At 70.7% G+C, this 21,418-nt stretch carries 18 protein-coding genes; 8 read left to right on the top strand and 10 right to left on the bottom strand.

Annotation, left to right across the window (positions count from 1 at the left end):
- Positions 1-18: 18 nt before the first annotated feature.
- The 3 genes from nrdE to nrdH form a co-directional block, all read right to left on the bottom strand.
- Positions 19-2,124, bottom strand: coding sequence for a class 1b ribonucleoside-diphosphate reductase subunit alpha (gene nrdE, locus QUG98_RS03365; protein WP_289469219.1), 2,106 nt, complete (start codon positions 2,122-2,124; stop codon positions 19-21).
- Positions 2,125-2,141: 17 nt separating this feature from the next.
- Complete coding sequence (gene nrdI / locus QUG98_RS03360; RefSeq protein WP_289469218.1) at positions 2,142-2,558, bottom strand: class Ib ribonucleoside-diphosphate reductase assembly flavoprotein NrdI; 417 nt, start codon at positions 2,556-2,558, stop codon at positions 2,142-2,144.
- 112 nt (positions 2,559-2,670) lie between these two features.
- Complete coding sequence (nrdH, locus tag QUG98_RS03355; RefSeq protein ID WP_058727719.1) at positions 2,671-2,904, bottom strand: glutaredoxin-like protein NrdH; 234 nt, start codon at positions 2,902-2,904, stop codon at positions 2,671-2,673.
- A 412-nt stretch (positions 2,905-3,316) separates the two neighbouring features.
- Between nrdH and QUG98_RS03350 the strand changes: the two genes are divergently transcribed.
- On the top strand, positions 3,317-4,522 hold the full coding sequence (locus QUG98_RS03350; protein WP_289469217.1) for an MFS transporter: 1,206 nt from the start codon (positions 3,317-3,319) through the stop codon (positions 4,520-4,522).
- A 71-nt stretch (positions 4,523-4,593) separates the two neighbouring features.
- Here QUG98_RS03350 and QUG98_RS03345 read toward each other — a convergent pair whose 3' ends face one another.
- The gene (locus tag QUG98_RS03345) at positions 4,594-5,037 is read right to left on the bottom strand and encodes a hypothetical protein (protein ID WP_289469216.1); all 444 of its coding nucleotides are present in this window, start codon (positions 5,035-5,037) and stop codon (positions 4,594-4,596) included.
- Between the two features lie 139 nt (positions 5,038-5,176).
- Between QUG98_RS03345 and QUG98_RS03340 the strand changes: the two genes are divergently transcribed.
- Positions 5,177-5,995, top strand: coding sequence for an aldo/keto reductase (locus tag QUG98_RS03340; protein ID WP_289469215.1), 819 nt, complete (start codon positions 5,177-5,179; stop codon positions 5,993-5,995).
- A gap of 117 nt (positions 5,996-6,112) precedes the next feature.
- On the top strand, positions 6,113-8,395 hold the full coding sequence (locus QUG98_RS03335) for a hypothetical protein (RefSeq protein WP_289469214.1): 2,283 nt from the start codon (positions 6,113-6,115) through the stop codon (positions 8,393-8,395).
- A 57-nt stretch (positions 8,396-8,452) separates the two neighbouring features.
- Here the strand turns inward: QUG98_RS03335 and QUG98_RS03330 are convergent, their stop codons facing one another.
- On the bottom strand, positions 8,453-8,791 hold the full coding sequence (locus QUG98_RS03330; protein WP_289469213.1) for a hypothetical protein: 339 nt from the start codon (positions 8,789-8,791) through the stop codon (positions 8,453-8,455).
- A gap of 100 nt (positions 8,792-8,891) precedes the next feature.
- On the opposite strand from QUG98_RS03330, the gene QUG98_RS03325 reads away from it, so the two are divergent.
- Both QUG98_RS03325 and QUG98_RS03320 read left to right on the top strand, forming a co-directional pair.
- Entirely contained in the window at positions 8,892-9,755 is an 864-nt protein-coding gene (locus tag QUG98_RS03325) for a LysM peptidoglycan-binding domain-containing protein (protein ID WP_289469212.1), read from the top strand.
- Between the two features lie 65 nt (positions 9,756-9,820).
- Complete coding sequence (locus QUG98_RS03320; RefSeq protein WP_353067820.1) at positions 9,821-10,342, top strand: ribonuclease H family protein; 522 nt, start codon at positions 9,821-9,823, stop codon at positions 10,340-10,342.
- A gap of 84 nt (positions 10,343-10,426) precedes the next feature.
- Here QUG98_RS03320 and QUG98_RS03315 read toward each other — a convergent pair whose 3' ends face one another.
- Together QUG98_RS03315 and QUG98_RS03310 are read right to left on the bottom strand one after the other, a co-directional pair.
- Positions 10,427-10,678: a DUF6458 family protein gene (locus QUG98_RS03315; protein WP_289469211.1), complete on the bottom strand. Its 252-nt coding sequence runs from the start codon at positions 10,676-10,678 to the stop codon at positions 10,427-10,429.
- A 154-nt stretch (positions 10,679-10,832) separates the two neighbouring features.
- On the bottom strand, positions 10,833-13,409 hold the full coding sequence (locus QUG98_RS03310) for a DEAD/DEAH box helicase (protein WP_289469210.1): 2,577 nt from the start codon (positions 13,407-13,409) through the stop codon (positions 10,833-10,835).
- A gap of 235 nt (positions 13,410-13,644) precedes the next feature.
- Here QUG98_RS03310 and QUG98_RS03305 point away from each other — a divergent pair, with 235 nt between their 5' ends.
- Positions 13,645-14,667 carry an LLM class flavin-dependent oxidoreductase gene (locus QUG98_RS03305; protein ID WP_289469209.1) on the top strand — a complete coding sequence of 341 codons (1,023 nt, stop codon included), beginning with the start codon at positions 13,645-13,647 and terminating at the stop codon, positions 14,665-14,667.
- 444 nt (positions 14,668-15,111) lie between these two features.
- On the opposite strand, the gene QUG98_RS03300 is transcribed toward QUG98_RS03305, so the two are convergent.
- Positions 15,112-17,598 (bottom strand): beta-glucosidase family protein, encoded by a 2,487-nt coding sequence (locus QUG98_RS03300; protein WP_289469208.1) that lies wholly within the window; start codon positions 17,596-17,598, stop codon positions 15,112-15,114.
- 139 nt (positions 17,599-17,737) lie between these two features.
- Here QUG98_RS03300 and QUG98_RS03295 point away from each other — a divergent pair, with 139 nt between their 5' ends.
- Both QUG98_RS03295 and QUG98_RS03290 read left to right on the top strand, forming a co-directional pair.
- Entirely contained in the window at positions 17,738-18,340 is a 603-nt protein-coding gene (locus QUG98_RS03295; protein WP_289469207.1) for a TetR/AcrR family transcriptional regulator, read from the top strand.
- A 139-nt stretch (positions 18,341-18,479) separates the two neighbouring features.
- Positions 18,480-19,346 (top strand): NAD-dependent epimerase/dehydratase family protein, encoded by an 867-nt coding sequence (locus QUG98_RS03290; RefSeq protein WP_289469206.1) that lies wholly within the window; start codon positions 18,480-18,482, stop codon positions 19,344-19,346.
- A 24-nt stretch (positions 19,347-19,370) separates the two neighbouring features.
- On the opposite strand, the gene QUG98_RS03285 is transcribed toward QUG98_RS03290, so the two are convergent.
- Together QUG98_RS03285 and QUG98_RS03280 are read right to left on the bottom strand one after the other, a co-directional pair.
- Positions 19,371-21,014, bottom strand: coding sequence for a DUF7059 domain-containing protein (locus QUG98_RS03285; protein WP_434533413.1), 1,644 nt, complete (start codon positions 21,012-21,014; stop codon positions 19,371-19,373).
- Entirely contained in the window at positions 21,011-21,388 is a 378-nt protein-coding gene (locus QUG98_RS03280) for an ArsR/SmtB family transcription factor (RefSeq protein WP_289469205.1), read from the bottom strand. Before QUG98_RS03280 ends, QUG98_RS03285 begins: the two co-directional genes overlap by 4 nt.
- Positions 21,389-21,418: the final 30 nt, after the last annotated feature.

Genomic DNA, 21,418 nt, shown 5'->3' with positions numbered 1-21,418 from the left:
AGGAAGAGAGCAGCAGCTCTACAGCATGCAGCTGACGCAGCCCTCGACCTCGGTGCCCTCGAGGGCGAGCTGGCGCAGACGGATGTAGTAGATCGTCTTGATGCCCTTGCGCCATGCGTAGATCTGGGCCTTGTTGATGTCGCGCGTGGTGGCGGTGTCCTTGAAGAACAGCGTCAGGGACAGGCCCTGGTCCACGTGCTGCGTCGCCGCGGCGTACGTGTCGATGATCTTCTCCGGGCCGATCTCGTACGCGTCCTGGTAGTAGTCCAGGTTGTCGTTCGTCATGAACGGCGCCGGGTAGTAGACGCGGCCGAGCTTGCCTTCCTTGCGGATCTCGATCTTCGACGCGATCGGGTGGATCGACGACGTGGAGTGGTTGATGTACGAGATCGAACCGGTCGGCGGGACGGCCTGCAGGTTCTGGTTGTAGATGCCGTGCTCCTGGATCGACGCCTTCAGCGCCTTCCAGTCGTCCTGCGTCGGGATCGCGATGTTCGCGTCGGCGAACAGCGAAGCGACACGGGCGGTCGCCGGCACCCAGGCCTGGTCGGTGTACTTGTCGAAGAACTCACCCGACGCGTACTTCGAGTCGCGGAAGCCGTCGAAGGTCTCCCCCGTCTCGATCGCGATGTTGTTCGAGGCGCGCAGGGCGTGGAACAGCACCGTGTAGAAGTAGATGTTCGTGAAGTCGATGCCCTCTTCGGAGCCGTAGAACACGCGCTCACGAGCGAGGTAGCCGTGCAGGTTCATCTGGCCGAGGCCGATGGCGTGCGACTTGTCGTTGCCGTCCTCGACGGAGCGGACCGACGAGATGTGCGACATCTGCGAGACCGAGGTCAGGCCGCGGATCGCCGTCTCGATGGTCTTGCCGAAGTCCGGTGAGTCCATCGTCAGCGCGATGTTCAGCGAGCCGAGGTTGCAGGAGATGTCCTTGCCGATCTCCTTGTAGGACAGGTCCTCGTTGAAGGTCGTCGGGGTGTTGACCTGCAGGATCTCCGAGCACAGGTTGGACATGTTGATCCGACCCTTGATCGGGTTGGCCTTGTTCACCGTGTCCTCGAACACAATGTACGGGTAGCCCGACTCGAACTGGATCTCGGCGATGGTCGTGAAGAAGTCACGCGCCTTGATCTTCGTCTTCTTGATGCGCGAGTCGTCGACCATCGCGCGGTAGTTCTCGGAGATCGGGACGTCGCCGAAGGGCATCCCGTAGACCTTCTCGACGTCGTACGGCGAGAACAGGTACATGTCCTCGTTGTTCTTCGCGAGCTCGAACGTGATGTCCGGCACGACGACTCCGAGCGACAGCGTCTTGATGCGGATCTTCTCGTCGGCGTTCTCGCGCTTGGTGTCGAGGAACTTCATGATGTCCGGGTGGTGCGCCGACAGGTAGACGGCACCGGCACCCTGACGCGCACCGAGCTGGTTCGCGTAGGAGAAGGAGTCTTCCAGCAGCTTCATCACGGGGATGATGCCCGAGGACTGGTTCTCGATCTGCTTGATCGGGGCGCCGGCCTCGCGGATGTTCGACAGGAGCAGTGCCACGCCGCCGCCGCGCTTCGAGAGCTGCAGCGAGGAGTTGATGCCGCGCGAGATCGACTCCATGTTGTCCTCGATGCGGAGGAGGAAGCAGGAGACGAGCTCGCCGCGCTGGGCCTTCGCGGTGTTGAGGAACGTCGGGGTCGCGGGCTGGAAACGGCCGGCGATGATCTCCTCGACGAGGTCGATCGCGAGCTGCTCGTTGCCCTGCGCCAGGCCGAGGGCGGTCATCACGACGCGGTCCTCGAAGCGCTCGAGGTAGCGCTTGCCGTCGAACGTCTTGAGCGTGTAGCTCGTGTAGTACTTGAACGCGCCGAGGAACGTCTGGAACCGGAACTTCTTCGAGTACGCCAGGTCGTTGAGCTGCTGGATGAAGTCGAGCGAGTACTGCTCGATCGTCGCAGCCTCGTAGTACTCGTTCTCGACCAGGTAGTCGAGCCGCTCCTTCAGGTTGTGGAAGAAGACGGTGTTCTGGTTGACGTGCTGCAGGAAGAACTGCTTCGCGGCCTCACGATCCTTGTCGAACTGGATGTTCCCGTCCGCGTCGTAGAGGTTGAGCATCGCGTTGAGGGAGTGGTAGTCCATCCCCGTCTGCGGCGACGTCAGATCGACGTCTGCAACTGCTGCGTCCAAAATGCATCCAATCCTGAGTTGACCGCGCGGACGTCGTCCGGCGTGCCGAAGAGTTCAAACCTGTAGAGGAGCGGGACGCCGCACTTCTGCGCGATGACGTCCCCGGCGAGCCCGTAGGCCTCGCCGAAGTTCGTGTTCCCCCCGACGATCACGCCGCGGATGAGCGAACGGTTGCGTTCGTCGTTGAGGAACTTGATGACCTGCTTGGGCACCGCGCCCTGGCCGTTGCCGCCACCGTAGGTGGGCAGCACGAGCACGTACGGCTCGTCCACGTGGAGGAACGGGTCGTTCGGGAAGAGCGGGATGCGGTCCGCGTCACGGCCGAGCTTCTCGATGAAGCGAGCCGTGTAGCCGGACACGCTCGAGAAGTAGACGAGGCGACTCATGTGCGCGCTCCTTGTGAGAGGTGCGGACAGCAGATCGGGGGTGGCCCGTCGGAGGCGAGCAGTGCCTCCGGGCCGGCGGAGGCGCGGGTCCCGGTGACGGGACCCGCGCAGCTCACGCGAGTTCGGCGCTGAGCGTCGCGATCTTGTCGGGACGGAAGCCCGACCAGTGGTCGTCGTCGGTCACGACGACGGGGGCCTGCATGTAGCCGAGCGACTTGACGTGCTCGAGTGCTGCTTCGTCGGCGGAGACGTCGAGCACCTCGTACTGGATGCCCTTGTTGTCGAGCGCGCGGTACGTCGCGGTGCACTGGACGCAGGACGGCTTGGTGTAGACGGTGACGGCCATGATCTCCCCTGGTTCTTGCTGGTGTCGTGCTTGCTGTGGAGTGGTGCTGGTGCCAGGTGTTGCGGGTGGTGCAAGTGGCTCCGCAGACGTGTCCGGGAAGGGGCCGCTGCGATGCCTCCACACTACATCTAGTGGCTGACTGCCGCACGGACCACTAGAGGAAGTGTTACAGCCGTGTAGTTCTCCACAGGGCCCTCCACAGTGTGAACAGTTCGGTGAAGCCCGTGATTCCGCCAGTCTGCGCCCCACCACCGACACTTCCCCACACCCGTGGACAGCCGTGATCCACATGTGTGGAATCGGCGCGTCGGCGTGTCGCGGAACCGTCCACAGGGCACTGCGAGCGACCACTCCGTCCACAGCACCCCCGGACGGGTGACGGCACGATCCGTCCGGTCGGTACGCTCGATCCGTGAGCGCCTACGGACCCCTGCTGAAGACCCCCGGAGTCGGTCGCGTCATCGCAGCGCAGCTCACCGCACGCTTCCCGTTCGGCATGCTCTCGCTCGCCTACCTGCTGCACGTCGAGCACGTGTTCCACTCGTACGGCGCCGCGGGCCTCGTCCTCGCGACGACGAGCATCGGCCAGGCGATCGCCGGTCCGCTCACCAGCCGTTGGATGGGCAGCTGGGGCATGCGCCCGGTGCTGATCCTGACGAGCGCGGTCGCCCTGGCGAGCATGGTCGTCATCGCGATCGCGACGATGCCGCTGTGGGGCTACGTCGTCGTGGGCTTCCTCGGCGGTCTGGCGGTCCCGCCCGTGCAGCCGGCGGTACGCACCATCTACCCGAAGATGGTGACCTCGTCGCAACTCACCCCGCTGTTCTCGCTCGACGCGAGCGCGCAGGAGCTCATCTGGGTCGCCGGCCCGGTCATCACCACGTTCGTCGCGACGCAGGTCGGCACCGTGCAGGCGATCGTCGTCGCCATGGCGTTCCTGGTCGTGGGCGGCGTGTGGTTCATCGCCTCCCCCGAGCTCGGACGGGTGCGCATCCCCCGGTCGAAGCGCGCGTTCGGCGTCGTGCTGAAGCGTCCGTCGGTGATCGTCGCGACCCTGACCGGACTGCTGCTCATCGGTGCGTGCTCCGCGGTCGAGGCGAGTGTCACGAGCGTCTTCGGCGAGGGCAGCCCGAACGCCGGGATCGTCCTCGCGGTGTTCGCGGTCGGGTCGCTCGCCGGCGGCCTCGCACTGGGACACCGCCCGATCTCGAGGAACACGCTCTGGGCCCGCATGTCGATCGTGTTCGTCGGGCTCGCCCTGGCGGTCGGCGGCACCGACTTCTGGTGGCTCTGCCTGGCGCTCGTGATCGCCGGCGCGGGCATCGCCCCCGCCCTCGCGGTCATGTTCGGCTCGGTCTCGGCGACGGTGAAGTTCTCCGACACCGCCGAGGCCTACGGCTGGATGGGCACCGGCCAGCTCATCGGCGCCGCTGGCGGCTCCGCCGTCGCCGGGTTCCTCATCGACGCGAACGGCCCGACGGGCGGCATGACCGTCGGTGCGGTGATGGCAGCGGCGGGAGTCGTCCTGCCGCTCGTGACGAAGCGCTGGCTGCCCGACCTGCGCGGCCGCGACGCGAGCCCGCTGCCCGACACCGAGCCGGTGACGCTCCCCAGCTGACCGCGCACCGCAGCCGCACGCGAGCGGGGCGGGACCACTCCGGCCCCGCCCCGCTCGGACGGCACGACGACTCAGACGCGGACGGCGTACCAGCCGAAGTTGTTCACGCTCGCCGCGTTCGGCAGCACGGTGTTCGCGATCTTCCGGCCGAACTGCAGCGAGTAGTCCTGCACGTCGAAGTCGCCGCGGCTCGGGATGCGGATCTCGAACTCCCCGTTCGCGTCGACGGCAGCGATCGTCTTGTACCCGTCCCCGGCGGCGGCACGGACACCGTTGACGAGCGGCAGGCCGGTCAGCTTGCCCGCGACGACGATCTCATCACCCTCGACGACGCTCTTGGTGATCGACACACCGCGCCACGACGTCGTCGGACCGACGGGGGCGATGGACTCCGACGCGGTGGTGGACGCGTCGGCCGTCGGCGTGGCGGCGTTCGCGGGCACAGCGGCGAGCAGCGTGCCGCCCAGCGCGAGCGCGATGCCGGCGGCGGTCGCGATCCCGGTCGTCTTCTTCATGGGGTCTCCTTCGTTCCGGCCCGGCGGTCGCCGGGCGGCGACCATCGTCTGCCAGTCCCTCTGTGAACATCTGATGTGACATGCGAAGGTTCGGCCTGGAGGCGCGACGCACCGCCGCCTCGCTGGGCAGGATGGGTGCATGGTCACCTCGATCCCCCTCCGCGACGGCAACGCGATCCCGGCCGTCGGTCTCGGCGTCTACAAGGTCGACGACGCGGCGGCCGAGGCCGCTGCCGGCGTCGCCCTCGAAGCCGGGTACCGACACGTCGACACGGCCGAGATGTACGGCAACGAACGCGGCGTCGGGAAGGCGATCCGCGCCTCCCGGCTGGACCGCGACGACGTGTTCGTGACCACGAAGGTGTGGAACGACCACCAGGGGCGCGATGCGACCCTGCGCGCGTTCGACGCCAGTCTCGAGCGGCTCGGACTCGACGCCGTCGACCTCTACCTGATCCACTGGCCGGCTGCGGCGAACGACCGCTACATCGAGACGTGGCGGACGCTCGTCGAGCTCCGCGAGCAGGGCCGCGCGCGGAGCATCGGCGTCTCGAACTTCCAGGTGCCGCACCTGCAGCGCGTGATCGACGAGACCGGCGAGGTGCCCGCGGTGAACCAGGTCGAGCGACACCCGTGGCTGCCGCAGCGCGAGCTGATCGTGTTCCACGAGCAGCACGACATCGTCACCGAGGCCTGGTCGCCGCTCGGCCGCGGTCGCCTGGTCGACGAGCCGGTGCTCACCCGGATCGCCGAGGACCACGGCGTCAGCGTCGCACAGGTGCTCGTGCGGTGGAACGTGCAGCAGGGCGTCGTGGTGCTGCCGAAGTCCGTCACGCCGTCGCGCATCCGGTCGAACCTCGAGGTCGACGGCTTCGCACTGTCGGACGCGGACCTGGCGGCGATCGCCACACTCGAGTCCGGCCAGCGCACCGGGTCACACCCCGACCGCGTGTCCTGACGGCTGCCCGTACTCGCTACCGATCACCTACCACATAGGATCAATTCAGGATACGGAATATCACGGCGTCATGCTTGTGGTCGCGGTCCACCGGGGGCCGCGGACAAGGAGAACAACGTGGTGGACAAGCAGCGCCGACGACGCAGCGCAGCCAAGCTCGCGCTCGGATCGGCACTCGTGGGAACCGCGGTGCTCGCGTCGTGCAACGTCGCGAACGCATCGCTCTGGTACCCGCACGACCCGTACATCTACACGGTGAACAACAGCACCGTCGCGTACAGCGAGGGTGGGACCGACTACTTCCAGGTCGACGAGTGGAACGTGACCTTCTCGGTCAACACCGACCCGGGTGACCTGCGCATCCTCGACGCCGAGACGCACGAGGTCCTGTGCGAGGTCCCGGCGTACGTCTTCGCGGACAGCGGCGGGTGCAACGCGTGGCTGTCGCCGGGCGAGCACCGTGTCGTCGCGTCGGTGACCTCGGACGGCGAGACGAAGACCTCGGGACCCGCCGTGGTGCAGTCGTTCGCCGAGGAGGACCCGGACGACGGCAAGGCCCCGCAGCCGCTGACCGTGGCCGACACCGCCCCGGGCGCCCGGCACAACCGCACCGCGGTGACCTTCGCCGGGCAGCCCGGCGACCGGTACGTGCTGCGCAACACGAAGAACCAGGTCGACTGGTCGGGCACGGTCCCGGAGTCGGGTCGCTTCACGCACGAGCTCCGCACGGGCTACGACACGATCTCCGAGCAGGTGCAGACCGAGCGGTCGGGCAAGCGGACCGTGGAGACGCTGCAGATCATCGGCAACCCGCGCCCGCCGGTGGACGCGAAGCCGCTCGAGCTCGTCTCCTCGAAGAAGGCCGGCGACGGCTTCGACTACGTGGTGCGGGGGACGCCGGACGCGTCCTACTCGCTCGAGGGCAACGACTACCAGGACGACAACAAGGGCGACGTCCCGGCCGACGGTCTCATCCGCGGGCACGTGCGCTCGCTGTTCGACCGCCAGACGGTGTACTGGACGACCAACGGCGACGGGGAGCACGGCATCCACGGCTCCTTCGTCCTGACCGACCAGGCGACCGACCCGGAGGAGCCGGGCAACCCCGACGAGCCCGGCGACCCGGGCGACCCCGGCGACCCGGGCAGCCCCGGTGATCCCGGCGACCCAGGCAACCCCGGCAACCCCGGCGACCCCGGTGACGAGACGGCGGAGCCCGTCGTCGCGAACCCGAACCCCGGCGAGACCGACCCCGGGTTCACCGGCCCGGCACCCCAGCCCGTCGTCGCGAACCCGAACCCCGGCCTCGTCGACCCGGGCTTCGGGGTGCAGCAGCCGGTACGGGTCGTCGAGACCACCCCGGGCCGCTCCGCCGGCACGACCGTCGTGACCCTCGCGGGCCCCGCGGGACTCGGCTGGTCGCTGGGCGCCGAGGACGGCAGTTTCGGGGCGTACGGGCGCTTCGACGATGCCGGCCGCTCCACCTTCGAGGTCCACGACCTCGAGGAAGGCGAGGAGCGCGCCGCCCAGGTGCGCGTCTTCGAGGCCCTACGGGAGCAGACCTCGACCGTCACGATCACGGGCAACCCGCGCAAGGCGATCGTTGCCCAGGACATCGAGCTCGTCGACGCGAAGACCGACGCGTCGGGCACCGAGGTCACGGTGAAGGGCACCCCGGGTGCGTTCTACAGCCTGCACCAGCACAACTCGCTCCACAAGACCTCGGGGACCGTCCCCGAGGACGGCCTGGTGCACTGGAAGCTCCAGCCGGTGCCCTCCGGCCAGGCTCCGGCGTTCTCGTGGCAGACGCGCGGTGACGACCTCAACACGCTCTTCGGCAACATCACCGTCCAGCAGCCGGTCGTCGCGAACCCGAACCCCGGCGAGACCGACCCCGGGTTCACCGGTCCGGCACCCCAGCCGGTCGTGGCGAACCCGAACCCCGGCGAGACCGACCCCGGGTTCACCGGCCCGGCACCCCAGCCGGTCGTCGCGAACCCGAACCCCGGCGAGACCGACCCCGGCTTCACCGGCCCGGAGCCGCAGCAGCCGGGTGACGACAGCACCGCGACACCGATCCCCGGCGAGAGCAGCTGGACGGACCCGGGATTCAGTGCGCCGTCCGTCCCGGGCTTCGGGTCCCTCGATGTCCAGGCGGACCTGGTGTCCTCGATCGCCGTCCGGCTGCAGCTCACCGATCCGAAGGTCACCGGGTACACCGAGTCGTACGACGCGCTGATGTTCGTCGACGGCACGTTCAAGGGTGGGCACCGCGTCACCCGAGGGACGACGACCGACTTCGTCTACGGCATCGGCACGGGTGACCACACGATCGAGTTCAAGGTCAGCGGTCCGGCAGGCCTGACGGTCGTCAAGACCATCACTGTGCACGTGGACTAGTCGACGGGGCACGACCTGCGCCGGGGCGGGGACCGATCGGTCCCCGCCCCGGCGTCGTCATGCCCGGCGGTCGTCCTCCGACTGCCACGGCAGGTGCAGGTCGCCCGGTTCGGGCTCGACGTCACCCGCGTCGTCGGCACCGCCGGTACCGGGGGCTGCGACCACCCTCGACGGGTCGATGCCGTCCGCCTCCAGGTCCGCGTCGTCTCGCTGCTGGGTCTGCGACGCGACCGTCTCCCGCTCGCTCGACGGGCTGTAGGACGTGTCGGCGGCGCGCTGCTCGCGCTCCGTCACACCGTCGACGTCGTCGCTGTGCGCCGCGTCGCGCAGTTCGTCGCTCCGGGCGCGGTCGTCGGACTCGTCCGGACCGGGCACGTTCGGGATGCTGTCGCTCATGCCCCGCACAGTAGGCCGCGTCCCCTGGTACCGGTTCGGTCACGACGGTCGTGATCCGGTTCCCGCTCGGGTACGGTCGTCCCGACGAAGGGGGCTGAGGATGGGTCGGACGAGGGCACGCGCTGCGGTGGTCGTCGCGCTGGTGGGGACGAGCGCACTGCTGCTGACGGGTTGTTCGCTGTTCGGCGACGATGCCCCGCTGCCGAAGCCGACCGGGCACGCCGCGCCGAGCGCCTCCGCCACCCAGGGCCCCGTCGACGGGTCGGGCACCACGGGCGACACCGCGCAGCCCGTCGCGGCGCCGCAGGCGGTGCCGGCCGGCACGGTCGTCGCGGAGACGGACGCGGTGTCGAAGTCCGGCGACACGTCGATCCACGTCCGGGTCGTCGCGAACGACCACGGCACCTTCGACGCGCAGCTGTCGGGCTACCGCACCACGCAGCCGCAGCCGATGTCGGTGGAGTTCCGGCGCACGGCGCAGTTCGGGGACGGCTACGACGGCCGAGCCGTGGCCACGACCAGGTGGGACGCGCAGGCGCAGCCCCCGGGCACCGTCAGTCTGTCCGACGCGGGAGCGGATCCGGACTGGCTGCGCACCGTGGTCCTCGTGCCGGTCCAGTCCGACGGCGACGACAGTGACCGCCCGTGGGTCCAGAAGGTGCTGGCGATCGGGACGCTCTCCTGGTCGATCCCCGATCTCGAACCCGACCTGCACGTCACGCTCGGCGCGGCCCGGCCGGGTGCGTACGGGTACGCGTTCGACGCCGACGACCAGACCCTCCGTGGGACGACCGGCATCCCGGTCGCCTACCGGGTCAACGAGGGTGACGACCAGACGACGATCGCGGAGCGCTTCGGCATCACGGTCGAACAGCTGCGGTGGCTGAACCCGCAGATGCCGACCTCCGGCAAGGACTGGGTCCTCGCCGGGTCCTGGCTGAACCTCGACCCGGCCACGCGCTGACCTCGGGGCGGTCTGCCGGTCGGTTACGCTCGACCAGCACCCCGCACCACCCAGGAGGCCACATCGTGACCATCGTCGCCGCCGCAGACGGCTCCGCACTCGGCAACCCCGGCCCCGCAGGCTGGGCGTGGTACGTCGACGACGACCGATGGGCTGCCGGCGGGTGGCCCCGAGCGACGAACAACATCGGAGAGCTCACAGCCGTGCTGCAGCTGCTCCGCGCGACGAAGGACACCGGCGAGCCGCTCCACATCCTGTGCGACAGCCAGTACGCGATCAAGGCCTGCACCGAGTGGCTCGCCGGCTGGAAGCGCAAGGGCTGGCGGAAGGCTGACGGCAAGCCCGTGCTGAACGTCGAGATCATCAAGGAGCTCGACGCCGAGCTCCAGGGGCGCAAGGTCACGTTCGAGTGGGTCCGCGGGCACGTCGGTCACGAGATGAACGAGGCTGCCGACGTCCGTGCTCGCGGCGCAGCGACGGCCTACCAGAACCGCACCGAGGTCCCGACGGGCCCGGGTTGGCCGGACACCGTCGTCCCGCCCGCTCCGCAGCCCGCCCAGGTCGAGCCGCCCGCGACCCTGTTCTGACGAGCCGGACGACCGGCGGAACGGCAGAGACCGGCGGACGACGACGGGCCCGGGCGATGACTCCACCCGGGCCCGTCGTCGTCGTCAGTAGGTGCCGTCGCGGCGGTCCTGCCGCGTGATCTGCTCGCCCGACGCCGGGTCGACGCCCGACCGTGTGGTGGTCGTGGTCCGACGCCCGCCGAACCCGACCGCCAGGCTGATGATGAGCAGCACGACGCCGGCGGCCATCAGGATGTAGCCGATCAGGCGCAGGTCGATGCCCGCGACCTGGTAGTCGACCGCGAAGGCGATGATCGCTCCGATGACGATCAGGGCGATGCTCGATCCGATGCGCATGACGGGTCCTTCCGTGGGCGCCCCGTCCCGGGTGTCCGGGGCTGGCGTCGAAGGTACCCGGACCGCGGCCGACACGTTCCGCGCGACCGCAGACCGCGGTTCGACGTCCGCGGCCGACACGTTCCGCACGACCGCAGACCGAAGGGCGACGTCCTCAGTCGACGTCGACCTCGGCCCACCCGTCGAACCTTCCGATCTCGGTGACGCGCACGACCGCTTCCCCCGCCTCGTCCGACGCGTCGAGGTCGATCGTCGCCGAGAACCCGAAGTCCTTGTCGCCCTCCGGGTCGGCGAAGATCTGCCGCGCCCGCCAGGTGCGACCCGGCCCGTGCTCGTCCAGCACCAGGTACGCCATCGACCGCGCATCTCCGTCGGTCCCGATGGCGTCGTGCTCCTCGTAGTACTCCTCGAGCACGGTGTCCCAGGCGGACCGGTCGAACCCGCTGGTCGCGTCGAGTTCCCCCAGTCCGGTCGGGTCGTCCGCGGCCGCGAGCAGCACCCGCTGGAACAGGGCGTTCCGCACGAGCACCCGGAACGCCCGCGGGTTGCCGGTGAGCCGGGCGGGCTGCGGCGGCGCGATCTCGCCAGCGGAGGAGGACACTGCTTCGGCGGCGGCCTCCTCGACGAAGCCGTTGACCAGCGCCTCCCACTCGTCGACGAGGGAGGAGTCGGTCTGCCGGACGACCTCGCCGAGCCACTCGATCAGGTCGTCGAGCTCGGGGGTCCGCTGCTCCTCGGAGATGGTCTGCCGCATGGTCCGGTAGGCGTCGGACAGGTAGCGGAGCACGAGTCCCTCGGAGCGGGTGAGCTGGTAGAAGCGCACGAAGTCGCCGAAGGTCATCGCCCGCTCGTACACGTCGCGGACCACGGCCTTGGGTGACAGCGTGAAGTCGAGCACCCACGGCTGCTCAGCGGCGTAGGCCTCGTACGCGGCGGTGAGCAGCTCGTCGAGCGGCTTGGGCCAGGTCACCGCCTCGAGCAGCTCCATCCGCTCCTCGTACTCGATCCCCTCGCGCTTCATGCGGGCGACCTCCTCGCCGCGCTCCTTGAACTGCTGCTGCGCGAGGATCGCCCGGGGATCGTCCAGGGTCGCCTCGACGATCGACACCATGTCCAGCGCGTAGGTGGGCGACGACGGGTCGAGCAGCTCGAACGCGGCGAGCGCGAACGGCGACAGCGGCTGGTTGAGCGCGAAGTGCACGGGCAGGTCGACGGTCATCCGGTACTGCCCGTCGACCCGCTCGATCACCCGGGCGTTGATCAGCGTGCGGGCGATCGACAGGGCACGCCGGGCCATCGCGAGCTGCCGGGACCGCGGCTCGTGGTTCTCGAACACGAGCGACCGGACGTCGGCGAAGGCGTCTCCCCCGCGGGCGACGACGGCGAGCACCATCGCGTGCGTGATCCGCATCCGCGACACCATCGGTTCGGGCTCCGCGGCGATGAGCCGGTCGAACGACGCCGGCCCCCACGAGACGAAGCCCTCGGGTGCCTTCTTCTTCTTGACCTTGTTCTTCTTCTTCGGGTCGTCCCCGGCCTTGGCGACGGCTCGGGCGTTCTCGATCTCGTGCTCCGGCGCCTCGGCGACGACGTCACCCTCGGTGTCGTAGCCGGCACGTCCGGCGCGGCCGGCGATCTGGTGGAACTCGCGAGCGGACAGCTGCCGCATCCGGGAACCGTCGAACTTCGTCAAGCCGGTCAGCAGCACGGACCGGATCGGCACGTTGATCCCGACCCCCAGGGTGTCGGTGCCGCAGATCACCGGCAGCAGCCCGCGCTGGGCGAGCTGCTCGACGAGCCGCCGGTACTTCGGCAGCATGCCCGCGTGGTGCACACCGATGCCCGCCCGGATCAGCCGCGACAGGGTCTGCCCGAACCCGGCACTGAACCGGAACCCGGCGATCGCAGCGGCGATCTCGTCCCGCCGCTCGCGCGACGCCACCTTCACGGACATGAGCGCCTGCGCCCGCTCGAGCGCCGCGGCCTGGGCGAAGTGCACGATGTAGACCGGTGCCTTGCCTTCCTCGAGCAGCCGCTCGACGGTCTCCTGCACCGGGGTCAGCACGTACTCGTACGACAGCGGCACCGGCCGCGAGACACCGGTGACGCGGGCGGTCGGGCGCCCGGTCCGGCGGGACAGGTCGTCGGCGATGGTCGTGACGTCGCCGAGGGTCGCGGACATGAGCAGGAACTGCGCGCGCTCGAGCACGAGCAGCGGGACCTGCCACGCCCACCCCCGGTCGGGGTCGCCGTAGAAGTGGAACTCGTCCATGACGACGACGTCCACCTCGGCGTCGGCGCCCTGCCGCAGCGCCGTGTTCGCCAGGATCTCCGCCGTGCAGCAGATGATCGGCGCGTCGGCGTTCACGCTCGAGTCGCCGGTCACCATGCCGACGTTCTGCGCGCCGAACAGGTCGACGAGCTGGAAGAACTTCTCGGAGACGAGCGCCTTGATCGGCGCCGTGTACCAGCTCCGCTTCCCCTCGGCGAGCGCCGCGAAGTGTGCGCCGGCCGCGACGAGGGACTTGCCGGTCCCGGTCGGTGTGCTCAGCACGACGTTCGCGCCGGACACGAGCTCGATCAGTGCTTCGTCCTGCGCCGGGTAGAGCGGCCGTCCGCCGGCCTCGGCCCAGTCGGCGAACGCCTGGTAGACCGCGTCCGGGTCGACGACGCCGTCGACCGCCGCCGGCAGGGCGGCGAGGAGCGGCGGGGTGGTGGTGACGTCGGTCATGCGTCCATCCTCCCAGGTGGGTGGTGACCGGGAGGCGGAGGGACGACGGCCGGGAGGCACGGCGCGGGCCCGCCACGCGCCTCCCGTCCGCCAGACACCCACCGCAGGGCGCGGGGCAGCGACGAGCCGCGCCTCCCGTCCGGCACACGCGGACCGCAGCGTGCGTCGCGGCCGCGCCACGACCCTCCCGTCCGACTCCCTGCCGCGATTGGATGCACGCGCATAGACTCGAGCCGTGCGCGAACTCGGCTTCCTCTCCTTCGTCCCCAACCACGGCGGCACCGCCGGCGCAGCAGCCGCGCTGGAGGACGGCCTGCGCCTGTTCGAGACGGCGGAGTCACTCGGCTACGGCACCGGCTGGGTGCGCGGACGGCACTTCGAGCCGTTCCTGACCAGCCCGATGACGTTCTTCGCGGCGGCCGCCCAGCGCACCAGCACGATCGGCTTCGGCACCGCCGTCCTCGGGATGCGCTACGAGGACCCGATCCGCCTCGCCGAGGACGCCAGCACGGTCGACCTGCTCAGCGGCGGCCGGGTGCAGCTCGGCATCAGCACCGGGATCGCCGGGTACGGGCCGATCCTCGACCCGGTGTTCGGGGGCTCTGAGCGCAGCTTCCGCGACGAGGCCGAGGCCCGCGCGGCGCGGCTGCTCGAGGTCCTGCAGGGCGAGCCGCTCGGCACCGCCGGGAAGGGCTACGAGAGCATCCCCGCCGGCGCGGACCTGACGCTGCAGCCGCTCTCGCCCGGGCTGTGCGACCGCGTGTGGTGGGGCGGCGGCAGCACGGGCACCGCGGTCCGCACGGCCGAGAAGGGCCTGCTCCTGCACTGCTCGACGCTCAACACCGAGGACACGGGCGCCCCCTTCGCGCAGGCGCAGGCGGACCAGCTCACCGCGTACCGGGAGCGGTTCGCGGAGCTCCAGGCGGCGGGCGAGCACCCGGGCCGCACGCCGAAGGTCGCGGTGGGCAGGATCGTCGTCCCACTGCTCGACGACCACGACCGCCGCGTGCACGAGGAGTTCCTGACCGGCTACGCGAGCGGCATGGACGACGAGGGCCGCCCCCTGAGCGGTCCGCCCTTCCGGTTCAGCAGGATCGTGTCGGGTGGCGTGGACGAGATCGTCGACGCGCTGGCCGCCGACCCGGCCGTGCAGTCGACCGACGAGCTCGTGATCACCCTGCCGGCGAACGGCGACGCCGCGGCGCACGAACGCATCCTGCGGATCGTCGCCGAGGAGATCGCCCCGCGGCTGGGCTGACCGCGGTCGGGCTGACCGCGGTCCACGCCGACGACGAGGGCGTCCGGTCGGGGCTCGAGTCGGGTGGTGAGGTCCGACGAGCCCCGGACCGGATGACCATCTCGTCCCTGATCCGTACGGGATGGTGAGCACACTCTTTCACTTCTCGAAGGATTTGTCATCATGATGACGACCGCGGATGACAAATTGTCAGGTAGTCGTCACAATCCCTGATCAGACGGCAAAGGTACCCCCACAGACCTTTGTCCCCACAACGACGAATGCGCCCCCGCGCGGACGCGGGGACGCATTCTGGACGCACCGGACTCGAAGGGGTTCCACGACCGGATCAGGAGGCCGCTTCGCTCACACGACGAGCCCTCGGTGGTGCGCGCGCCGACGGTAACCAGCCGACTGGCGCGGGTTCATGCTACTGAACGAACCCGCGCCCGTGCGGAAATCGGCTCACTCCAGTTCGAGGGTCGCCGAACCCGCGAGGTCGACGACGGACGCGCCGACGTGCAGCTCGAACGTCCCGGGCTCGTAGCGCCAGGCGCCGTCCCAGTGCGCGAACGCCCGGGCCGGCACCTCGATCGACACCTCGGTGGACTCCCCCGCACCGAGCCGGACGGGCGCGAACCCGACGAGCCACCGCACCGGACGGTCGACCGCCGACTGCGCACGCGACGCGTAGACCTGCACGACGTGCTTCCCGGCGCGGTCACCGGTGTTCGCGACGGTCGCAGTGACGATCGCGGCGTCACCCTCGGTCGCCGTGGGCGACGCGGAGACCCCGTCGATCGTCCAGGTGGTGTACCCGAGGCCGTGTCCGAAGGGGTAGGCGGGCTCGGTGCCGGCGCGCAGCCAGGCGCGGTACCCGACGTGCACACCCTCGTCGTACGCGACCTTCCCGTCGACCGGCGTGACGTCCTGGACCGGGACGTCGGCGAGGGCGGCCGGCCACGTGGTGGGCAGGCGGCCACCGGGCTCCGCGGCGCCGGTCAGCACGTCGGCGAGCGCGTTGCCGTACTCCTGCCCGCCGAACCAGGTCAGGAGCACCGCGGCGACGTCGTCCCGCCAGGGCATCTCGACCGGCGAACCGGAGTTCACCACGACGACGGTGTTCGGGTTCACGGCGGCGACGGCGCGGACCAGGTCGTCCTGGTGGCCGGGCAGTGCGAGCGACGAGCGGTCGTAGCCCTCGGACTCGACCTTGCTGTTCGTGCCGACGACGACGATCGCCACGTCGGCGTCGCGGGCCGTGGCGACGGCTGCCTCGATGAGCACTGTGGGGTCGGCGTCGCTCGGCTCGGTGCCGAACTGGTAGGCGAGCACGCCGCCGAGCGCGTCGTCCTGCACGATGTCGTGCTCGATCCGGATCGCGAGCTGCTGCCCGGCCTCGACCGCCACCGGCACGGAGCGGGCCGGCGGGTTGAGGAACGCCGCGCCGAGCTGGTCGCCCTCGACCGAGACGGTCTCGTCCAGCAGGAGTTCGCCGTCGACCCACATGCGGGAGCGACCCGCGGCGCCGATGCCGAGCCGCACGGTGCCCGTCGTCTCGGCGGTGTACGTGGTCGTGACGTCGAGTCGGTCGGACTCGCGGATCGGGGCGTCGCCGCCGAACCAGAAGAGCGCGGTGGCACGGCGGTCCTCGACGAACAGCTCCTCGCCGTCCTTGACGAACGCCACCCGGGCACCGGGCTCGCCGGTCGCGGGGTTCGTGATGCTCGACAGCGGGAACTCCGCGATGCCCTCCTGCACGACGGCGCCGATGGCGTAGTCCACCGTCGCGCCCGGGAAGGCCGCCCGGATGCCCTCGATGGGTGTCACCACGTGCTCCGGCACGACCGTCGCCGAACCGCCGCCCTGGGTCCGGGCCTGGTCGGCGTTGTGGCCCAGGAGCGCGATCCTCGCCACGGCGGGGGCGTCGAGCGGCAGGATGCCGGTGTTCCGGACGAGGACCGTGCCCTCGGCTTCGGCCTCGCGGACGAACGCGACACCGTCCTCGAGGTGCACGGGCTCCGCCGCGACGGGCTCGAAGCCCTCGAGCGCACCGACGCGGGCGGCCAGGGTCAGGATTCGGCGGACCTTGCGGTCGATCGCTGCCACCGGGACCTCGCCCGACTCGACCGCCTGGAGCAGCGGACCCTCGCTCCACCACGGGTTCGGGCCGGGCATCGCGACGTCCTGCGACGCCTTCGCCGAGTCCACCGAGCGGACACCGGTCCAGTCGGACACGACGATGCCGTCGAAGCCCCACTCCGAGTTGAGCGGGGTCTCCAGCAGGTCGTTCTCCGACGCGGTGACGCCGTTGATCGCGTTGTAGGACGACATGACCGCCCAGGCGTGCGCCTCGGTCACGGCCTTCTCGAACGCGAGCAGGTACAGCTCGCGGAGCGCCCGGTCCGACACCTCGGTCGACGCGGTGAAGCGGTCGGTCTCGTAGTCGTTGGCGACGTAGTGCTTCGGGGTCGCGGCGACGCCGTTCTCCTGCACACCGTCGACGTACGACGCGGCGAGGTCGCCCGTGAGCACCGGGTCCTCGCTGAACGCCTCGAAGTGCCGTCCGCCCAGGGGCGACCGGTGCAGGTTGATGGTCGGGCCGAGCACGACGTCGACGCCCTTCCGGCGGGCCTCCACGGCAGCCGCTGCCCCGTAGCGCTTCGCGATCGCCCGGTCCCAGCTCGCCGACAGCGCGGTGGCGGACGGCAGGTTGAGCGACGGGTCGCGCTCGTCCCAGACCTCGCCGCGGACCCCGGACGGGCCGTCGGACATCAGGATGCGGCGGAGACCGATCTTCTCGACCGGCCAGGTCGTCCAGAAGTCGCGGCCGGTCAGCAGCTGGACCTTCTCCGCGGTCGTCAGCTGTCCGAGGAGCGCGTCGATGCGCTCGGCCAGCGGCGACGCGGCGGTCGGTCGGGAGGCGCGGGTGGTGTCGTCCACGGTGGTCACGATGGTCGGTCCCTTCGTTGTGCGACGGGCGTCGGGGCATGACCTCCGCGCGCCCTCGTCGGCGGCTGGCGTCAGCGTAGCAGGCAAAACCTATCGTGAGTAGGTTTCTCGGCTCCGGAACGGGCGGTACGCTCGCGCCATGGCACGACGGGGTTCGTACGCGAAGGGCATCGCGAAGCGCGAGGAGATCCTCACGGTCGCGCTCGACCTCGTCGCACGGCAGGGCTTCCGGCGGACGAGCATCAAGGACATCGCCGACGCGGTCGGGCTCACCCAGGCCGGGCTGCTGCACTACTTCGACTCGAAGGACGACCTCTGGGTGGAGATCCTCCGCCGTCGCGACGAGGTCGACCTGGCGCACGACTGGGGCACCGCCGCCGAGGACCCCGGCGCGTTCCTCGCCGCGATCGTCCGGCACAACACCGAGGTCCCCGGCCTCGTGCAGATGTTCGTGAACCTGTCCGCCGCCGCCGCGACCGACGCCGAGCACCCCGCGCACGAGTACTTCCGCGAGCGCTACGAGCGCAGCCGCGACGACTTCGCCCGGGACTTCCGGGCCATGCAGCAGGACGGTCGACTCCGCACCGACGTGAACACCGAGCAGCTGGCGAGCGTGCTGCTGGCGATCTCGGACGGCATGCAGATCCAGTGGCTCTACGACCCGTCGCGGGACATGGCCGAGCACGTCGAGCTCGTCGCCCGACTGGCGGTCGCGCAGTCGGTGACCACCGCCTCCGCCTGAGCGCCGACCCGCCCCGGACCCCGCGCACCGTGCTGCGCCGCCCGGACAGGTACCACCAGTGCCTGGTCCCGACGCGGGCGTGCACGGCAGGATGGGACCAGGCCGACCAGGCCGTCCGACGACGATGTGGAGTGACGCGATGACGCGTGTTGTGGTGACCGGAGGCAGCGGCAAGCTCGGACGGGCGGTCGTCCGCGACCTCGACGAGCACGGGTACGACGTCGTCCTGCTCGACCGGGTGCCCTCCCCCGACAAGCCCGAGCGGGTGCCGTTCGTCCGCATCGACCTGAGCGACTACGGCCAGGTCCTCGGCGCGCTGACCGGCATCGACGACCGCTACGACCGCGTCGACGCCGTCGTGCACCTCGCGGCCGTGCCCGCACCCGGCCAGGTGCCCGACGTGGCACTGATCACGAACAACGTCACCGCGTCGATCAACGTCTTCCACGCCGCCCGGGTCGCACGCATCAAGAACGTCGTGTGGGCGTCGAGCGAGACCCTGCTCGGCATCCCGATGGGCGAGCACCACCCGCCGTACCTGCCCGTCGACGAGGAGTTCGCGGTCCGACCGCAGTCGTCGTACTCGCTCGGCAAGGCCGTCGAGGAGGAGATGGCCCGCCACTTCACCCGCTGGGACCCGGAGCTGAAGATGATCGGGCTGCGGTTCTCGAACGTGATGGACGAGACCGACTACCCGTCCTTCCCGTGGGACGCCTCGCCGGAGGCCAAGACGTTCAACCTGTGGTCGTACATCGACTCCCGCGACGGGGCGCAGGCGGTGCGGAAGTCGCTCGAGGCCGAGCTCACCGGGTTCGAGGCGTTCGTCATCGCGAGCCCCGACACCGTGATGGACACCCCGACGATCGAGCTCGTGGAACGATTCGTGCCGGACATCGAGCGCCGCACGGACATCGACGGGACGAGTTCGCTGCTGTCGAGCGAGAAGGCCCGCGAGCTCCTCGGCTACGCGCCCGAGCACTCGTGGCGGGACCACCGCTCCCGCTGACCGGACGCCAGGCGCGGCGCGCGCTCAGGACGTCGGTGCGAGCAGCAGGCCGTCCAGCACCAGGTCGCGCACGCGCGGCAGCAGGTCCGCCGTGAGCGCGTCCTCGTCGACGCCGGTGATCTGCGCGAGGGCGCCGACGATCGCCGCGACCGACAGGTCCCCGTCGCAGGCACCCACGAACGCGGCGAGCGCCGTGTCCGCGTCCACCCGCCGGCCGAAGCCGCCGCCCTGCACGAGCGTGATCACCGTCGGGTCGTCGTTGCCGGGCCAGTAGTGCCGCTCCTCGGTGACGTCCCCGGCGACCCGCAGGTGTGCGGCGGCGAGGGCCCGGTCGTCGGTCGCCGCGAGCCACTCGGCAGCGTCGAGCACCCGGGCGACCGTCGCGCCGAGCCCCACGGGGTTGGACCCGAGCGCCTCGGGGACGCGCTCGGTGCGGCGGAGGCGAGCCGCGCCTCCCGGCCGGCCGGGGTCCGTCGCCGACGTACGCCGGACGACCACGTACCCGAAGCCGACCCCGGTGACCCGCCGCGAGGCGAAGTCGTCGAGCCAGGCGTCCACGAGCCGGTCGAACGCCTCGGTGCCGGGCTTCGTGCCGCCGTCGCGGATCCAGGTCTCGGCGTAGGCGGGCGGGTCCTCGCGCTCCCGTTCGACGACCCACAGGTCGAGGTCCTCGGCGTCGGCGAACCACGAGCGCACCCGGTCGAGCCCGTCCACGCCCCAGCGGTACTCCCAGTTGCCGAGCAGCTGCGCGGTCCCGCCGGGCTCCAGGTGGTCGGCGAGCCCGCGGAGCACGGTCTCGACGAGCGCGTCGCCGACCATGCCGCCGTCGCGGTACTCGTAGGACGGCACGTCGTCGCGTCGCGGGGTGATGACGAACGGCGGGTTCGACACGATGCGGTCGAAGCGCTCCCCCGCGACCGGCTCGTACAGCGAGCCGAGCCGGAACTCGATGCCGTCGATGCCGTTGAGCGCGGCGTTGAACCGGGCGATGTCGAGCGCGCGGCGCGAGATGTCCGTGGCGACGACCTGCTCGGCGAAGCGCCGCGCGTGCATGGCCTGGATGCCGCACCCGGTCCCGAGGTCGAGCACCCGTCGCACCGGCACCGGCACCTGCAGCCCGGAGAGCGTGGTGGTCGCACCGCCGATGCCGAGCACGTGCTCCTCGCCCAGGGCGGTGCCGAGTGCGAGCTCCCCGAGGTCCGAGACGATCCACCAGCTGCCGGCGCCCTGGTCGTCGACGAAGGCGTAGGGCCGCAGGTCGACGGTCGGGTGCACCCGTCGGTGCTCGGTGTCCGGCAGCCCGGAGTCGTCGATCTCGTCGCGGCCCGAGCCGTCGTCGGTGCGCAGGACCCCGGCGGCCGTGACCCGGTCGAGCCCCGCCGTCGGGAACGCCCGCTCGGCGTCGGCCCGGTCGACCGGCAGGCCGAGCACGAACAGCGTCGCGAGGGTGGTCAGCGGGGTGGTCTCCCGCGCGGCGAGTGCCCGCAGCGCGGCGACCCGTGACCCGCGGTGCAGCGACGCGGCGGCCTCGGCACCCCAGAGCGCGTCGATGCGCTCGACGGTGAAGCCCGCGGCGTCGAGGTCCGCGGCGAGCGCCGTCGTCACGGCAGGGTCGGTCCTGATCGTCGGCAGCTCGTGTGCCGCTGCTGCACGTGCCCGCTGGGTCACGCGGGGACCTCCGTGCGCATGACGGACGCGGGCACCTGCCACGCGGCCACCAGGTCGAGCAGCCCGGGGAAGCGCTGCTGCACGTCCTCGGTGCGGACCCGGCTCGACCGCGTCAGGCCCTCCTGGTGCTGCTCGAGCAGGCCGGCTTCGCGCAGCACGCGGAAGTGGTGCGTCAGCGTCGACTTCGGCCGGTCGACCCCGACCCACCCGCAGCTGCGCACCCCGCCCGCCGCGTCGACCAGGTAGCGGTGCAGGATCGTGAGCCGGATCGGGTCGCTCAGCGCGTCGAGCACGACCGGCAGGTCCATCTCGGCGACGGTCGGCTGCGGCAGGCGTTCTGGCGTGACGGCGGAGTCCACGGGCGCGACGGGCATGCGACGACGGTAGCACCGCCGACCAGACAG

The sequence above is a fragment of the Curtobacterium subtropicum genome (genome assembly GCF_030362975.1).
Lineage (GTDB): Bacteria > Actinomycetota > Actinomycetes > Actinomycetales > Microbacteriaceae > Curtobacterium > Curtobacterium subtropicum.
This window is presented reverse-complemented; position numbering and strand designations above follow the sequence as displayed.

Excerpts from the sequence above, each read along its gene's own strand:
- QUG98_RS03325 (WP_289469212.1), top strand. The coding sequence starts at position 8,892 with ATGGGTCGGACGAGGGCACGCGCTGCGGTGGTCGTCGCGCTGGTGGGG.
- QUG98_RS03315 (WP_289469211.1), bottom strand. The coding sequence starts at position 10,678 with ATGCGCATCGGATCGAGCATCGCCCTGATCGTCATCGGAGCGATCATC.
- QUG98_RS03310 (WP_289469210.1), bottom strand. The coding sequence starts at position 13,409 with ATGACCGACGTCACCACCACCCCGCCGCTCCTCGCCGCCCTGCCGGCG.
- nrdH (WP_058727719.1), bottom strand. The coding sequence starts at position 2,904 with ATGGCCGTCACCGTCTACACCAAGCCGTCCTGCGTCCAGTGCACCGCG.
- nrdI (WP_289469218.1), bottom strand. The coding sequence starts at position 2,558 with ATGAGTCGCCTCGTCTACTTCTCGAGCGTGTCCGGCTACACGGCTCGC.
- nrdE (WP_289469219.1), bottom strand. The coding sequence starts at position 2,124 with ATGGACTACCACTCCCTCAACGCGATGCTCAACCTCTACGACGCGGAC.
- QUG98_RS03330 (WP_289469213.1), bottom strand. The coding sequence starts at position 8,791 with ATGAGCGACAGCATCCCGAACGTGCCCGGTCCGGACGAGTCCGACGAC.
- QUG98_RS03295 (WP_289469207.1), top strand. The coding sequence starts at position 17,738 with ATGGCACGACGGGGTTCGTACGCGAAGGGCATCGCGAAGCGCGAGGAG.
- QUG98_RS03280 (WP_289469205.1), bottom strand. The coding sequence starts at position 21,388 with ATGCCCGTCGCGCCCGTGGACTCCGCCGTCACGCCAGAACGCCTGCCG.
- QUG98_RS03345 (WP_289469216.1), bottom strand. The coding sequence starts at position 5,037 with ATGAAGAAGACGACCGGGATCGCGACCGCCGCCGGCATCGCGCTCGCG.
- QUG98_RS03340 (WP_289469215.1), top strand. The coding sequence starts at position 5,177 with ATGGTCACCTCGATCCCCCTCCGCGACGGCAACGCGATCCCGGCCGTC.
- QUG98_RS03290 (WP_289469206.1), top strand. The coding sequence starts at position 18,480 with ATGACGCGTGTTGTGGTGACCGGAGGCAGCGGCAAGCTCGGACGGGCG.